The organism is Streptomyces daghestanicus (assembly GCF_020521275.1).
In the GTDB taxonomy this organism is placed as follows: domain Bacteria; phylum Actinomycetota; class Actinomycetes; order Streptomycetales; family Streptomycetaceae; genus Streptomyces; species Streptomyces griseoviridis.
In genome coordinates, this window is sequence record NZ_BNDX01000011.1 from 173,753 (window position 1) to 187,949 (window position 14,197).

A 14,197-nucleotide genomic window follows, 5' to 3' on the forward strand; every position below is an offset into this window, starting at 1 on the left:
ACGTTCCGGGACGAACGGCGGGGACCCGTGCGGAAAGCGAACGCCGGTGCCCGCGAGGGGAGTCGCGGGCACCGGTCGTCCGGGTCCGTTCAGGAAGTGAACGTGAGGGAACGGGGGAGCGCTCTCTCGGCGAGGAATGCTTCTGCCATCCGAACGCGGGCGTCAAGGGGTGGGACGGAGTTCGACGAGAGCCGCGCAAACCCTTGACGGACCCCTCTCCCAGGGTTTAACTCACGTCCTAAATTAAGTCGTGACCGACAGATCCCCGGCACGCTTCGAAGGGACACCAAGAGCCATGCGCAGCATCCGAGCCGCGGCCGCAGGCGCCGTCACCCTGTCTCTCGCCCTGGCCGCCTCGGCCTGCGGAGGCGGTTCCGCGACGGGCGGCGGGTCCGACGACTCGCCGAAGACCCTGACGTACTGGGCGTCCAACCAGGGCGCCAGCGTCGAGGCCGACAAGAAGGTCCTGAAGCCGGAGCTGGAGAAGTTCGAGAAGGAGACCGGCATCGAGGTGAAGCTGGAGGTCGTGCCCTGGTCCGACCTGCTCAACCGCATCCTCACCGCCGCCACCTCGGGCCAGGGCCCCGACGTCCTCAACATCGGCAACACCTGGAGCGCCTCGCTCCAGGCCACCGGCGCCCTGCTCCCCTGGGACACGAAGACCTTCGACGAGATCGGCGGCAAGGACCGCTTCGTCGACGCCGCGCTCGCCTCCACCGGCAAGCAGGGCGAGGACCCGGCCGCCGTGCCGCTGTACTCGATGGCGTACGCGCTGTACTACAACAAGCAGATGTTCGCCGACGCGGGCATAGCGAAGCCGCCGGCCACCTGGGACGAGCTGGTCGCGGCGGGCAGGAAGCTGGCCCAGGACGGCAAGGGGGCCCTGGGCGCGGAGGGCTCGAACCTCTCCGAGAACGTCCACCACGCCTATGTCTTCGCCCGCCAGCACGGCGTCGACTTCTTCACCGACGACGGCCGTCCGGACTTCACCGACGGGCACGCCGTCGCGGCGGTCAAGCAGTACGTCGATCTGATGGCGAAGGACAAGGTCATCGCGCCCGGCAACGCCGAGTACGCCCAGAACCAGTCCGTCAGCGACTTCGCCAAGGGCCGGAACGCGATGCTGCTCTGGCAGTCCGCCGCCGCCAACCTCACCTCCCAGGGCATGGATCCGGGGGCCTACGGCATCGCGCCCGTGCCCGTGCAGTCGGGCGCGCCCGGCCCCGGCACCCAGGTCAACTCCCTGGTCACCGGCATCAACATCGCCGTCTTCAAGAACACCGACAACCTCTCCGGCGCGAAGAAGTTCGTGAAGTTCATGACCGGCGACGAGGAGCAGAAGATCCTCAACAAGGCGTACAGCTCCATCCCGCCGGTCGAGGCGGCCCAGTCCGACCCTGCCTTCGCCACCCCGGACAACAAGGTCCTCAAGGAGACCCTCGCCAGGAGCGCGGTCGCGGTGCCGCAGGTGCCCGCCGAGTCCCAGTTCGAGACGGCGATCGGTACGGCGGTCAAGGAGCTGTTCGCCGACGCCGCCGCCGGACGCCCGGTCACCACGCAGTCCGTCAGGGCCGCGCTGGAGAAGGCCCAGACGCAGATGCCGGCGGCGTGAGCGCCATGGCCGCCACCGTTGCCCGCGCGACCGGCGGACGGGCCCCGCACGACGGCCCGCCCGCCGGTCCGGCGGCCGGCGCCGCCCGCCGCCCCGGCCGGGTCCGCCGCGTCGGACTGCCGTACCTCCTCCTGCTCCCCGCCCTGCTGCTCGAACTCCTCGTCCACCTGGTGCCGATGGTGATCGGCACGGTGATGAGCTTCAAGGAACTGACCCAGTTCTTCATCCGCGACTGGGGCGCCGCCCCCTGGTCCGGCCTGGACAACTACACGGTCGCCGTCGACTTCGACGGCCCGGTCGGCGCGGACCTCCTGCACTCCTTCCTGATCACCGTCGCCTTCACCGTGCTGTCGGTCGGGCTCTGCTGGGCCCTCGGCACGGCGGCGGCGATCTGCATGCAGGACACCTTCCGGGGCCGGGGCCTGCTGCGCGCCCTGTTCCTCGTGCCGTACGCGCTGCCGGTCTACGCGGCCGTCATCACCTGGGTGTTCATGTTCCAGCACGACAACGGCCTGGTGAACCACGTCCTGCACGACCAGCTCGGCCTCACCGACAAGCCCTCCTTCTGGCTGATCGGCGACAACGCGTTCGTCGCGCTGCTCACCGTCTCCGTGTGGAAAGGCTGGCCGTTCGCCTTCCTGATCGTCATGGCCGGCCTCCAGAACATCCCCCGGGAGCTGTACGAGGCCGCCGCCCTGGACGGCGCCGGCGTGTGGCAGCAGATCCGCCGGATCACCCTGCCGTCGCTGCGGCCGGTCAACCAGGTCCTCGTCCTCGTCCTGTTCCTGTGGACGTTCAACGACTTCAACACGCCGTACGTCCTCTTCGGCAAGAGCGCCCCCGCCTCCGCCGACCTCATCTCCGTCCACATCTACCAGGAGTCCTTCGCCACCTGGAACTTCGGCCGGGGCTCGGCGATGTCGGTCCTGCTGCTGCTCTTCCTGCTCGTCGTGACCGGCGTCTACCTGGCGGTCACCTCCCGCGGACGGAGGGTCCGTACCCGTGCCTAGCCCGCGTTCCCCGATGGCCGCGCCCCGCTCCTTCCAGTGGACCCGGCGGGTCTTCCTCACGCTCCTGACCGCCTTCGTCCTGCTGCCGGTCTACGTCATGGTCTCCAGCTCGCTGAAGCCGCTCGCCGACGTGACCAGCGGCTTCCACTGGCTGCCCAGCGGTCTGACCCTCCGCCCGTACATCGACATCTGGTCCACCGTCCCGCTCGCCAGGTACTTCGTGAACTCCCTGGTCGTCGCGGGTGCGGCGACCGTCTGCTCGGTGGCCATCGCGGTCTTCGCCGCGTACGCCGTCAGCCGGTACGACTTCCGCGGCAAGCGGGTCTTCACGGTCACCGTCCTGTCGACGCAGATGTTCCCCGGCATCCTCTTCCTCCTGCCCCTCTTCCTCCTCTACGTCAACATCGGCAACACCACCGGCATCGCCCTGTTCGGCTCCCGCGGCGGCCTGATCCTCACCTATCTCACCTTCTCCCTGCCCTTCTCCATCTGGATGCTGATCGGCTACTTCGACTCCGTGCCGCGCGACCTGGACGAGGCGGCGCTGGTCGACGGCTGCGGTCCGCTGCGTGCCCTGTTCCGGGTCGTGGTGCCGGCCGCGGTCCCGGGCATCGTCGCGGTCGCCGTCTACGCGTTCATGACCGCGTGGGGCGAAGTGCTGTTCGCGTCGGTGATGACCAACGACACCACCCGCACCCTCGCCGTCGGCCTCCAGGGCTACTCCACCCTCAACGACGTGTACTGGAACCAGATCATGGCCGCCTCGCTCGTGGTGAGCGTCCCCGTGGTCGCCGGCTTCCTGCTCCTCCAGCGCTATCTCGTCGCCGGACTGACGGCCGGAGCCGTCAAGTGACCCGGCCCCTCTCCACCGAAAGGACCCCCGTGACCATCGACCTCGCCGCCCTTCCCGACGACTTCCTGTGGGGCACGGCCACCTCGGCGTACCAGATCGAGGGAGCCGTCGCGGAGGACGGCCGCTCGCCGTCGATCTGGGACACCTTCGCGCACACCCCCGGCACGATCGACGGCGACGACCACGGCGACATCGCCTGCGACCACTACCACCGCTGGCGCGAGGACATCGCCCTGATGCGGCGCCTGGGCACCAACGCCTACCGGCTGTCGGTCGCCTGGCCCCGGGTCCTGCCCGGCGGCGACGGCCCGGTCAACGCGAAGGGGCTGGCCTTCTACGACGAGCTGGTCGACGCCCTCCTCGAAGCGGGCATCACCCCGTCCGTCACCCTCTACCACTGGGACCTCCCGCAGGTCCTCCAGGACCGGGGCGGCTGGCCCGAGCGCGCGACGGCCGAGCACTACGCGGCGTACGCGTCGGTGGTGGCGGAGCGGCTGGGCGACCGCGTCACCCACTGGGCCACCCTCAACGAGCCCCTCTGCTCGGCCTGGATCGGCCACCTGGAGGGCAAGATGGCCCCCGGCTGGACCGATCTGACGGCGGCCGTCCGCGCCTCCTACCATCTGCTGCTCGCCCACGGCCTCGGCATGCAGGCGGTCAAGGCCGCGTCGCCCGGCGCCCGGGTCGGCATAACCAACAACCTGTCCACGATCCACCCCGCCTCCGACCGCGAGGAGGACCTCGCCGCCGCCCGCCGCATGGACGGCCACACCAACCGCTGGTGGCTCGACCCGGTGCACGGCCGCGGCTTCCCCGCCGACATGCGCGAGCTGTACGGCGTCGACCTGCCCGAACGCGCCGGCGACCTGGAGGTGATCGGCGCGGAGCTGGACTGGCTCGGCCTGAACTACTACTTCCCGCAGACGGTCGCCGCCGACCCCGCCGCTCCCGCCCCGTACGTCCGCACCGTCCGCCGCGACGGCGTCCCGCGCACCGGCATGGACTGGGAGATCGACGCGAGCGGCATCGAGGACCTGCTGCTCCGCCTCACCCGCGACTACGGCGCCCGGCGCCTGTACGTCACGGAGAACGGCTCGGCCTTCCCCGACACGGTCCGCCCCGACGGCACGGTCGAGGACCCCGAGCGCACCGACTACCTGGTCTCCCACCTGGCCGCCTGCGCCGCCGCCGCCCGCAAGGGCGCCCCGCTGGCCGGCTACTTCGCCTGGTCCCTGCTGGACAACTTCGAGTGGGCCTACGGCTACGACAAGCGCTTCGGCCTGGTCCACGTGGACTACGAGACGCAGGTGCGCACCATCAAGGGCAGCGGCCGGCGGTACGCGGACATCATCGCGGAGCACGGACGGGGGAGGGGGCGGAAGGCCGCCTGACCGTGGCCCGGTGATCCGGGGGCCGGGGGCGCGGACACGGAAGTCCGCGCCCGGCGGTCTCCCGCAGCTCCCTCTATGTCAGGTGCACGTCAATTGCGTCATCCCGCACTCACCGAAGGAGATCCCGATGGCATCCCGCACTCTCCTGACCGCCCTGGCGGCCCTGACGCTGCTGGCCGCCGGCCCGGCGTTCACCCCGCCGGCCGCCGCGAACCCCGCGGTGGCGGCAGCCTGGGACACGGACCGCGCGGCCGCCGCCTACGCGGCCTCCCCGGCCGCCGTCACGGCGTCCGGCAGCGAGAACGCGGGCACCGCGCCCGGTCTCGCCTTCGACGGCGACGGCGGCACCCGCTGGTCCAGCGACTTCACCGACGGCGCGTGGCTGCGCGTCGACCTCGGCTCGGTCATCCGCGTCGACCGGGTCGTCCTGGACTGGGAGGCGGCCTACGGCAGGAGATACGTCCTGGAGGCGTCGGTGGACGGCACCGCCTGGACCCCGTTCTACACGGAGACCGACGGCACCGGCGGCTCGGTCACCGCGCACACCTACCCGCAGGAGGCGCGGGCCCGCTACGTCCGCCTGCGCGGCGTGGAGCGGGCCACCCCGTACGGCTACTCGCTCTGGTCCTTCAAGGTGTACGGCGGCGAACCGGCCCCCGCCACCGGCACCCGCGCCAACCTCGCCCTCCACCACCCCGCCTACTCCGACGTCTACCAGCACGCGGGCAACTCGCCCGCGTTCGTCACGGACGGCGGCCGGCCCGCCGACCTCAAGGCGGACGTCTCCCGCTGGTCCAGCGACTGGAACGCGGACCGCTGGGTCTCCGTCGACCTCGGCGCCACCTCGGTCATCGACACGGTGGAGCTGTACTGGGAGGCGGCGTACGCCGTCGACTACGAACTCCAGGTCTCCGACGACAACCGCACCTGGCGCACGGTGTACCGGCCCTCGGCCGCCGAGGTCGCCGCCCGCCGCGCCGACGTGAAGTCCCCGGCCGAGGCGACGGGCCGGCGCGACAGCGTCCGCCTGCCCACGCCGGCCACCGGCCGCTACGTCCGCATGCTCGGCAAGGAACGCCGCTCCTTCTACAACCCGGCCCCGGCGACGGCCCAGTTCGGCTACTCCCTCTACGAGTTCGAGGTCTGGGGCACCGGCGGTTCGGCGTCGGCCGCGTACCCGGCGCTCCCCGGCGACCAGGGCGGCACCTACCGGACCGCCTTCTTCGACGACTTCACCACGTCCGTCCTGGACCGCTCCAAGTGGCGGGTGGTGCGCACCGGCACGGAGATGGGCCCGGTCAACGGCGAGTCCCAGGCGTACGTCGACTCCACGGACACCGTCCGCCAGGAGAACGGCGCGCTGGTCCTGGCCGCCCGGTACTGCGACGACTGCACGCGGGCGGGCGGGGTGACGTACGACTTCACCTCCGGCCGCATCGACACCCACACCAAGTTCGACTTCACCTACGGCAGGGTCAGCGCGCGGATGCGGCTGCCCGTCGGTGACGGCTTCTGGCCCGCCTTCTGGCTGCTCGGCAGCAACGTGGACGACCCGGCCGTCTCCTGGCCCGCCTCGGGCGAGACCGACATCATGGAGAACATCGGCTACGGCGACTGGACCAGCAGCGCCCTGCACGGCCCGGGCTATTCGGCGGACGGCAACATCGGCGCCCGGCAGGTGTACCCGGCGGGCGGCCGGGCCGACCAGTGGCACACCTACGCGGTGGAGTGGACGCCCACGGGCATGCGCTTCTACGTCGACGACCGGCTGGTGCAGGAGACGACCCGGAACAAGCTGGAGTCGACCCGGGGCCAGTGGGTCTTCGGCCACGACCAGTACGTGATCCTCAACCTGGCGCTGGGCGGCGCCTACCCCGCCGGGTGGAACAAGGTCACCTCGCCCTACTGGGGGCTGCCGCAGTCGAGCGTGGACCGCGTCGCGGGCGGGGGAGTGCGGGCGGAGGTGGACTGGGTGCGGGTCGAGCAGAAGGGGTGAGGCGCCGGGCGCCGGGCGGGCTCAGGCGCGGTGGGCGGCGATCGCGGCCCGCACGAACGACCGCACCAGCGGGTCGGTCTCCCCGGCCCGCCACGTCACCACCACCCGGCTCGGCGCCATGTCGGTCAGCGGCACCACGGTGAGGCCCTCGCCGGGGTCGTGGCCCACGAGGGTCACGCCGACCGTGCCGTTCCACAGCACGGCCTGCCGGCACTCCTGGACCGCGCGCACCACCGGCCCCCGGCGCGGCCGGCCGCCGTGCCAGTACGACTGCCAGCGCGGATCGGTGCCGTCCGGGAACCGGAACCAGTCGCGTCCCGCCAGGTCGGCCAGTGTCAGCCCGGCGCGGCCGGCCAGCGGGTCGTCCGCGCGCAGCAGCGCCCCCACCGGGTCGGCCCGCACCTCGCGGACCTCCAGGCCCGTCCCGTCGAACGGCGCGCGGGTCAGGGCGGCGTCGACCGGCCCGGCCCGCAGTCCGCAGGTCGGGTCGGACAGGCCGGCCTCGCGGACCCGGACCTCGACGTGCGGGTGCCGGGCGCGGTAGGAGCGGGCCAGCCGCGCCGCGTCCGGGTCGCCGCTGTCGCCCAGGATGCCCACGGTGAGGACGGCACGTCCGGCCGCCGCGGTCATCCGGGTCCCGGCCCGGCCGGCCCGGTCGAGCAGGTCCCGCGCCTCGGCGAGCAGGATCACGCCGACCGGGGTGAGGGCGACCCCGGCGGACGACCGCTCGAAGAGCAGGGCACCGGCCTCGGTCTCCAGCCGCTTGATCGCCCGGCTCAGCGGCGGCTGGCTCATGCGCAGCCGCGCGGCGGCCCGGCCGAAGTGCAGTTCCTCGGCGACCGCCACGAAGTAGCGCAGCGTCCGCAGCTCCAGCTCCATGCTGCGACGATACCCGTGGGGTATGGGGGAGACGGAACAGGTCTTGGACGGCCGCGGGGTGCCGGCGGTGGGATGGGGGCATGACCTTCGCGTACTGGACCGTCGCCGGCCTGCTGGCCCTCTTCTACCTCTACAGCGGCGCGGTGAAGACGGTGTGGAGCCGGGAGCGGCTCCGGCCGATGATGGCCTGGGTGGACAGCATGCCGCTGCCGGCGGTCCGGGCCATCGGCGCCGTCGAGGTGCTGGGCGCCCTCGGCCTGCTCCTCCCGCCCCTGACCGGCATCGCTCCCGGACTCGCCGTCGCCGCCGCCCTCGGCTTCGTCCTGCTCCAGCTCGCCGCGACCGGGGTGCACCTGCGCATGGGGGACCGGCAGGTCGCCCTGAACGTGGTGCTGGTGGTGGCGGCCGGGGCGGTCGCCTGGCTGGCCTGAGCGGTCAGCTCTCCTTCCGGCCCACCCCGCCGTACATCCCGATCAGCGGAGCGTCGGGGCGCGGGGGCTCCTCCGGGCGCCAGTCGGTGACGCGGACCAGGCCCGGCTCGATCAGGGAGAAGTCGCCGAAGAGGTCCAGGACGCGGGCGTGCGGGCGGAGGTTCATCGTGGCGGACGCCTTGTCGTAGACGGCCGCCGCGTCCTCGCGGTGGTCCTCGTGGACGTCGCCCGTCGCGTGCGAGAGGACCAGGTACGAGCCGGCGGGGAGGGCGTCGCGGAGGGTGGCGAGGATGCCGTCCGGGTCCTCGGTGTCGGAGACGAAGTGGACGACGGCCACCAGCAGCAGCGCCAGCGGCTGGTCGAAGTCGATGAGCCGGCGCACCTCCGGGTGGTCGAGGATCGCCCGGGGATCGCGCAGGTCGGCGAGGACGACGGCGGTGTCGGGTTCGTCCAGCAGTGCCATGGAGTGGGTGCTGACGATCGGGTCGTTGTCGACGTAGACGACCCGGGTGTCCGGGGCGACGGCGCGGGCGATCTGGTGCACGTTGGGCTCGGTGGGCAGGCCCGTGCCGATGTCCAGGATCTGCCGGATGCCGCCCTCGGCGACCACGTGCTCGACGGCCCGCCGCATGAACCGCCGGTTGGCGAGGACGCCCTCGCGCACCTCCGGCGCCCGCCGCATGAACTCCTCGGCGGCGGCCTGGTCGACCTCGTAGTGGTCCTTCCCGCCGAGGAAGTAGTCGTACATCCGGGCCGGATGGGGCTTGCTGGTGTCGATCCGGTGGGCGGGGGAGTCGCTCCGGCCGTCGCTGCCGAGGGAGGTCATGGTGCCTGGCTCCGTCCTGAACTCGCGCGCCGCTGTCGCGCGTTGCCCGTGGGGCGTGAGTGTCGTGAGTGCATCTTGGCATGCTTCGGCGGGTCGTACGTCCCTGACCTCGGGGGGCGCCGCCGGGAAGGGCCGGGGTCGTACACCTCCTTCTGTACGGGCTCCCCGGGCGCCGCGCGCGTGTCCGGCTGCCGACCACGGCCGTTGTACTGCCCGAAGGTGTGCGGTCAGCGCGACAAGGGGGTCGTCCATGGCGAACAACGGCACGGTCGAGACGTCCGACAGTCTCAAGGCGTTCGGAGCGGCGCTGAAGGCGTTCCGGGAGCGGGCCGCGCTGACACAGGAGCAACTGGCCGTGCTGATCGACTACTCGGTCGCCACCGTCGCCTCCGTCGAGCAGGGCCGCCGGTTGCCGACGCCCCCGTTCATCGACCGGGTGGAGTCGGTGCTGGACGCGTTCGGCGTGCTGCGGGCGATGGCCCGGCACGTGGGCCGGGAACGGGGGCTGGCGGTCTGGTTCCGGGAGTGGGCGCAACTGGAGGAGACCGCCGTCACCCTGTGCACCTACGAGTGCCGGGTGGTGCCGGGGCTGCTCCAGACGGAGGAGTACACCCGCGCGGTCATGCTGAACGTGCCGCCACCGCCCAGCGAGGAGCAACTGGGGGAGCGGATCGCCGCGCGGCGCGCGCGGCAGGAACTGCTGCGGCGCACACCGCCGATCGCGTTCAGCTTCATCGTCGAGGAGGCGGTACTGCTGCGGCACGTCGGGGGTGAGGAGGTCACCCGCGCGCTGCTCGGCCATCTCCTCGCCTGCGCCGAACTGTGGAACGTCGAGTTGCAGGTGATGCCGTTGCGGCAGCCGTTCCACGCGGGGACCGATGGGCCTATGCGGCTGCTGGAGACTCCTGAACGGCACTGGGTCGGGTATGCGGAGGGCCAGAAGACCGGGCAGCTCATCACCGACCGGGAAGCGGTCAGTGTCATGCAGATGCGCTATGCGAAGATGCGCTCGCAGGCCCTGTCCCCTGCGGACTCGGCCGAGTTGTTGCGGCAGATGCGAGGAGCGCCATGAGCGAGCTGGACTGGTTCAAGAGCAGCTACAGCGGGTCCGAGGGTGATGACTGCGTGGAGGTCGCGCACACGTCCGGTGGTGTGTGGGTCCGCGACTCCAAGGAAGCGGACGGCCCCTGCCTCACGGTCGCCCCTGCCGCGTGGGGCGACTTCCTCGGCTTCGTGGGGGTCTGACCGGCCGCCCGGTCAGACCATCGGCGGGTTCAGGCGGGCGAAGCCTTCCTGGCGTTCGTACGGGAAGTACGGGTACGGCGCCGGGCGGTGGCTCGCCGCGTCGAGCCGGGCCGTCTGCTCCGGGGTGAGGGACCAGCCGACCGCGCCCAGGTTCTGGCGGAGCTGGCGCTCGTCGCGGGCGCCGATGATGACGGAGGAGACGGTCGGGCGGGCGAGCAGCCAGTTCAGGGCGATCTGCGCGACCGTACGGCCGGTCTCCCGGGCGGTCTCGTCCAGCGCATCGACGATGCCGTAGAGGTGTTCGTCGTCGACGGGCGGGCCGAAGTCGGCGGTGCGGTGCAGTCGGCTGTCGGGTGGCGGCGGGGTGCCCCGGCGGATCCTGCCGGTGAGGCGGCCCCAGCCGAGCGGGCTCCAGACGACGGCGCCGAGGCCCTGGTCGCGGGCGAGCGGCATCAGCTCCCACTCGTAGTCCCGGCCGAGCAGGGAGTAGTAGACCTGGTGGGCCGCGTAGCGCGGGAAGCCGTACCTCTCCGCCGTCCCGAGGGACTTCATCACCTGCCAGCCGGAGAAGTTGGAGACGCCGGTGTAGCGGACCTTGCCCGCCCGGACGAGGGCGTCGAGAGCGGAGAGGACCTCCTCGACCGGTGTGCCCGCGTCGAAGGCGTGCAACTGGAACAGGTCGATGTAGTCGGTGCCGAGCCGGCGCAGGGCGTCCTCCACGGCCGTGATCAGGCGGGCGCGCGAGGTGCCCGCGTCGCCGGGGCCGTCGCCCGTGGGCAGGCCGGCCTTGGTGGAGACGATCACCTCGTCCCGGCGGCCTTTGAGCGCCGCGCCCAGGACCTCTTCCGAGGCGCCGGCGGAGTAGACGTCGGCGGTGTCGAACATCGTGATCCCCGCGTCCAGGCAGATGCCGACCAGGCGGCGGGCCTCCTGGACGTCGGTGGTGCCCCAGGCACCGAAGAGCGGGCCGCTGCCGCCGAAGGTGCCGGTGCCGAAGCTCAGCGCGGGGACGAGGAGGCCGGACGCGCCCAGACGTCGGTGTTCCATGACGGATCCCTTCCAGGAATTGCCTCTTTAACGGGACTGTGGTTCCGTTAGCTGGTGAAGTGAAGGTAGCAGGATCTTCGACTTAAGGGAACTGGAGTACCGTTATGGCGGCTGATGGGGGCGAGCCCGGGACCGTGCGGCCCGGCGGGCGGACGGCTCGGGTGCGGGCGGCGGTGCTGCGGGCCGCCGAGGACGCCCTGATCGAGAAGGGGTTCGCGGGGCTCGACCTGGCCGACGTGGCGCGCCGCGCCGAGGCCGGCAAGACCACCGTCTACCGGCGGTGGGGCACGGTGGCGGGGCTGGTGGCCGACCTGCTCCAGGACATGGCCGAGCGGTCGGTCCCGCGCACGGAGACGGGTTCCCTGCGGGGGGACCTGGCCGCCAACGCGCGGCTGGTGCGGGAGACGCTGGCCGATCCCCGGCAGGGGGCGCTGTTCAAGGCGCTGATCGCCGCCGCCGCGGGGGAGGAGCGGACCGCCGCCGCCCTGCACCGCTTCTACGGCGCGCGGATCGCGGAGTGGGCGCCCGTCGTCGAGCGGGCCGTCGAGCGGGGGGAGGCGCCGGCGGGCACGGACGCGGCGGAGGTGATCCGGGCCGTCTCCGCCCCGCTCTACTACCGCTTCCTGGTCGGGGGCGGCCCGCTGGACGAGGAGCTGGCGACCCGCGCCGCCGAGGCGGCGGCGGTGGCGGCGAGAGCGGGGGTCTACGCGCCTGCCGACACCCCCTGATCAGGGCATACGGCATTGATGCATATGATGCGCAAGTGCGCGAACACGACTACAGCATCCGTCCGGCGACCCCGGCCGACCTCGACGCCGCCCGAGTCGTCATGCTCGACACCGTCTACCGCGACTTCGGCACCGGATACGTGCCCCGGTGGCACGGGGACATCATCGACCTGGCCGCGGCCTATCTGACGCCCGCGCGGCACACGCTCGTCGTCGCCGTGGACGGCACGGGGGAGGTGGTCGCTACCGGGGCGCTCGACAGCCGGGGACCCGCGCACCCGCCGAACCCCGCCCACGTCGCCGAGCGCTACCCGTCCGGCGTGACCGCGCAACTGCGGCGGGTCTACGTCCGGCCCGAGCACCGGCGGCGCGGGCTGGCGCGGCGGATCGTCGACGAACTGCTCGCCTTCGCCGCGGCCGACGGCGGGTACCGGGCCGTGTACCTGCACACCGACCCCGCCGTGACCGGCGCCGAGCCCTTCTGGCGGTCGCTCGCCAAGGTCGTGCACGACGAGCGGGAGGACACCGGGGGCGGGCAGAACGTCGTCCACTTCGACGTGCCCATGCCCTGACGTACGTCCCGCCGCCCTGACGTACAGGTGGAAACCATTTCCACGTAGGGTTGCCCCGGCACCGTCGCCGTCCGCCCCGACCCGTCCGCACCCGATCGAACCGAGGACCATGCGTTCCCACCGCCGCCTTCGGCTGCTCGCCCCCTTCCTGCTCGCCCCGCTGACAGCCGGCTGCTTCTCCACCGGCGGCGGCTCCGACTCCGCTTCCGGCGACGGGGACGGGTCCCGGCTGCGCGTCGCCCTCGCCTTCCCGCCCGCCGAGAACCTCTCGCCGTACGGCGCCGACGCCACCCTGCTCAGCCGGCTCGGCGTCACCGAGGGACTGACCTCGCTCGACGCCAACGGCAGCGCCGCGCCCGCGCTCGCCGCGTCCTGGCAGCGGAAGAACGACACCACGTGGACGTTCACGCTGCGGGAGGCCGCCTTCCAGGACGGCAGCGAGGTCACCGCGGACGCCGTCGCCGGCTCCCTCGCGCACGCCGTCGCCGCCGAACCCGCGCCCGCCGCCCTCTCCGGCGTCTCCCTCACCGCCAAGGCCGACGGCGACCACGCGGTCACCGTCACCACCGACGAGCCCGACCCCGTCCTCCCGCTGCGGCTGTCCAGCCCCTCCCTCGCCATCCTCTCCGCCAAGGCGTACAAGGGCGGCAAGGCGGACCCGGTCGGCACCGCCACCGGCCCGTTCGAGATCACCGAGGTCAACGGGACGACCTCCGCCGCCCTCGACCGCTTCGACGACTACTGGGGCGGGCGCGCCCAGGCGTCCGGCGTCGACGCCCGGTTCATAGCCGACGGCACCGCCCGCGCCAACGCCCTGCGCACCGGGGAACTGGACATCGCCGAGGCCGTCCCCGTCTCCCAGGCCGCGAGCCTCGACCAGGCGACCCGGCGCGACACCGCCACCACCCGCACCACCAGCCTCCTCCTCAACGCCTCCACCGGCCCCCTGAAGGACGCCGGACTGCGGGCCACCGCCCGCGCCGCCATCGACACCTCCGTCTTCGCCAAGGACGTCTACGAGGGTCACGGCGACGCCGGCGCCGGCATCTACGGACCCGCCGTCACCTGGGCCGAGGGCAAGCGCGAGAAGCCCGTGGGCCGCGCCGGCGCCGAGCAGGCGACCGGGCAGACCCTCACCCTCGCCACCTACGACAACCGGCCCGAACTGCCGGAGGTCGCCCAGGTGGTGAAGGAACAGCTGGAGAAGGCCGGGTTCACGGTGAAGCTCACCGTGCGCGAGTACTCGCGGCTGGAGAGCGACGCCCTGGACGGGACGTTCGACGCGTTCGTGCTCGCCCGCAACACCCTCCTCGACACCGGCGACCCCGTCTCGATCCTCGCCAGCGACTACACCTGCGACGGCGACTTCAACATCGCCCAGCTCTGCGACCGGGACGTCGACCGGGCGGTCGCCGCCGCCGGGCAGGTCACCGACACCGACGAGCGGCGCGACGCCGCCATGGCCGCCGAGGCCCGCGTCCTCGGCTCGGACGCGGTGGTGCCGCTCGTCCACCAGCGGATCATCACCGGCGTCGCCGACGGTGTGCGGGGTGTCGTCCTCGACCCCTACGAGCGCACCCTGGTCGGCACCGGAACGCGGCGCTGAC

14 protein-coding genes are annotated in these 14,197 nt (G+C 72.5%); 11 read left to right on the forward strand and 3 right to left on the reverse strand.

Annotated features, from left to right (window positions below; genetic code table 11):
* The first annotated feature begins 295 nt into the window (after positions 1–295).
* The 5 genes from Sdagh_RS23125 (at position 296) to Sdagh_RS23145 (ending at position 6,862) form a co-directional block, all read left to right on the forward strand.
* The gene (locus Sdagh_RS23125) at positions 296–1,612 is read left to right on the forward strand and encodes an ABC transporter substrate-binding protein (protein WP_190077124.1); all 1,317 of its coding nucleotides are present in this window, start codon (positions 296–298) and stop codon (positions 1,610–1,612) included.
* Positions 1,613–1,617: 5 nt separating this feature from the next.
* Positions 1,618–2,622, forward strand: coding sequence for a carbohydrate ABC transporter permease (locus Sdagh_RS23130; protein WP_226535594.1), 1,005 nt, complete (start codon positions 1,618–1,620; stop codon positions 2,620–2,622).
* Positions 2,623–2,635: 13 nt separating this feature from the next.
* Positions 2,636–3,475, forward strand: a complete 840-nt coding sequence (locus Sdagh_RS23135) for a carbohydrate ABC transporter permease (protein WP_190077196.1) — start codon at positions 2,636–2,638, stop codon at positions 3,473–3,475.
* A gap of 29 nt (positions 3,476–3,504) precedes the next feature.
* Entirely contained in the window at positions 3,505–4,866 is a 1,362-nt protein-coding gene (locus tag Sdagh_RS23140; protein ID WP_189418478.1) for a GH1 family beta-glucosidase, read from the forward strand.
* Positions 4,867–4,993: 127 nt separating this feature from the next.
* The gene (locus Sdagh_RS23145) at positions 4,994–6,862 is read left to right on the forward strand and encodes a discoidin domain-containing protein (RefSeq protein WP_190077123.1); all 1,869 of its coding nucleotides are present in this window, start codon (positions 4,994–4,996) and stop codon (positions 6,860–6,862) included.
* Positions 6,863–6,883: 21 nt separating this feature from the next.
* Here Sdagh_RS23145 and Sdagh_RS23150 read toward each other — a convergent pair whose 3' ends face one another.
* Positions 6,884–7,735 (reverse strand): LysR family transcriptional regulator, encoded by an 852-nt coding sequence (locus Sdagh_RS23150; protein ID WP_190077195.1) that lies wholly within the window; start codon positions 7,733–7,735, stop codon positions 6,884–6,886.
* Between the two features lie 86 nt (positions 7,736–7,821).
* Between Sdagh_RS23150 and Sdagh_RS23155 the strand changes: the two genes are divergently transcribed.
* Complete coding sequence (locus Sdagh_RS23155; protein ID WP_190010464.1) at positions 7,822–8,172, forward strand: DoxX family protein; 351 nt, start codon at positions 7,822–7,824, stop codon at positions 8,170–8,172.
* Between the two features lie 4 nt (positions 8,173–8,176).
* Here Sdagh_RS23155 and Sdagh_RS23160 read toward each other — a convergent pair whose 3' ends face one another.
* A complete protein-coding gene (locus tag Sdagh_RS23160) occupies positions 8,177–8,998 on the reverse strand; it encodes an SAM-dependent methyltransferase (protein WP_189418485.1) in 822 nt (273 codons plus the stop codon).
* A 250-nt stretch (positions 8,999–9,248) separates the two neighbouring features.
* Here Sdagh_RS23160 and Sdagh_RS23165 point away from each other — a divergent pair, with 250 nt between their 5' ends.
* A complete protein-coding gene (locus Sdagh_RS23165) occupies positions 9,249–10,070 on the forward strand; it encodes a helix-turn-helix domain-containing protein (RefSeq protein WP_190077122.1) in 822 nt (273 codons plus the stop codon).
* Positions 10,067–10,243, forward strand: coding sequence for a DUF397 domain-containing protein (locus Sdagh_RS23170; protein WP_189418490.1), 177 nt, complete (start codon positions 10,067–10,069; stop codon positions 10,241–10,243). Before Sdagh_RS23165 ends, Sdagh_RS23170 begins: the two co-directional genes overlap by 4 nt.
* Before the next feature lie 12 nt (positions 10,244–10,255).
* Here Sdagh_RS23170 and Sdagh_RS23175 read toward each other — a convergent pair whose 3' ends face one another.
* A complete protein-coding gene (locus Sdagh_RS23175; RefSeq protein ID WP_190077121.1) occupies positions 10,256–11,290 on the reverse strand; it encodes an aldo/keto reductase in 1,035 nt (344 codons plus the stop codon).
* Positions 11,291–11,394: 104 nt separating this feature from the next.
* Here Sdagh_RS23175 and Sdagh_RS23180 point away from each other — a divergent pair, with 104 nt between their 5' ends.
* The 3 genes from Sdagh_RS23180 to Sdagh_RS23190 all read left to right on the forward strand — a co-directional run bounded on the left by Sdagh_RS23180 (position 11,395) and on the right by Sdagh_RS23190 (position 14,196).
* Positions 11,395–12,018 (forward strand): TetR/AcrR family transcriptional regulator, encoded by a 624-nt coding sequence (locus Sdagh_RS23180; protein WP_190077120.1) that lies wholly within the window; start codon positions 11,395–11,397, stop codon positions 12,016–12,018.
* Between the two features lie 35 nt (positions 12,019–12,053).
* Complete coding sequence (locus Sdagh_RS23185) at positions 12,054–12,590, forward strand: GNAT family N-acetyltransferase (RefSeq protein ID WP_190077119.1); 537 nt, start codon at positions 12,054–12,056, stop codon at positions 12,588–12,590.
* A gap of 109 nt (positions 12,591–12,699) precedes the next feature.
* Positions 12,700–14,196 (forward strand): ABC transporter substrate-binding protein, encoded by a 1,497-nt coding sequence (locus Sdagh_RS23190; protein WP_190077118.1) that lies wholly within the window; start codon positions 12,700–12,702, stop codon positions 14,194–14,196.
* The last annotated feature ends 1 nt before the right edge of the window (position 14,197 follow it).

Coding starts and splice junctions, on each gene's coding strand:
- Sdagh_RS23125 (WP_190077124.1), top strand. CDS start 296: ATGCGCAGCATCCGAGCCGCGGCCGCAGGCGCCGTCACCCTGTCTCTC.
- Sdagh_RS23130 (WP_226535594.1), top strand. CDS start 1,618: ATGGCCGCCACCGTTGCCCGCGCGACCGGCGGACGGGCCCCGCACGAC.
- Sdagh_RS23135 (WP_190077196.1), top strand. CDS start 2,636: ATGGCCGCGCCCCGCTCCTTCCAGTGGACCCGGCGGGTCTTCCTCACG.
- Sdagh_RS23145 (WP_190077123.1), top strand. CDS start 4,994: ATGGCATCCCGCACTCTCCTGACCGCCCTGGCGGCCCTGACGCTGCTG.
- Sdagh_RS23155 (WP_190010464.1), top strand. CDS start 7,822: ATGACCTTCGCGTACTGGACCGTCGCCGGCCTGCTGGCCCTCTTCTAC.
- Sdagh_RS23160 (WP_189418485.1), bottom strand. CDS start 8,998: ATGACCTCCCTCGGCAGCGACGGCCGGAGCGACTCCCCCGCCCACCGG.
- Sdagh_RS23165 (WP_190077122.1), top strand. CDS start 9,249: ATGGCGAACAACGGCACGGTCGAGACGTCCGACAGTCTCAAGGCGTTC.
- Sdagh_RS23170 (WP_189418490.1), top strand. CDS start 10,067: ATGAGCGAGCTGGACTGGTTCAAGAGCAGCTACAGCGGGTCCGAGGGT.
- Sdagh_RS23175 (WP_190077121.1), bottom strand. CDS start 11,290: ATGGAACACCGACGTCTGGGCGCGTCCGGCCTCCTCGTCCCCGCGCTG.
- Sdagh_RS23180 (WP_190077120.1), top strand. CDS start 11,395: ATGGCGGCTGATGGGGGCGAGCCCGGGACCGTGCGGCCCGGCGGGCGG.
- Sdagh_RS23190 (WP_190077118.1), top strand. CDS start 12,700: ATGCGTTCCCACCGCCGCCTTCGGCTGCTCGCCCCCTTCCTGCTCGCC.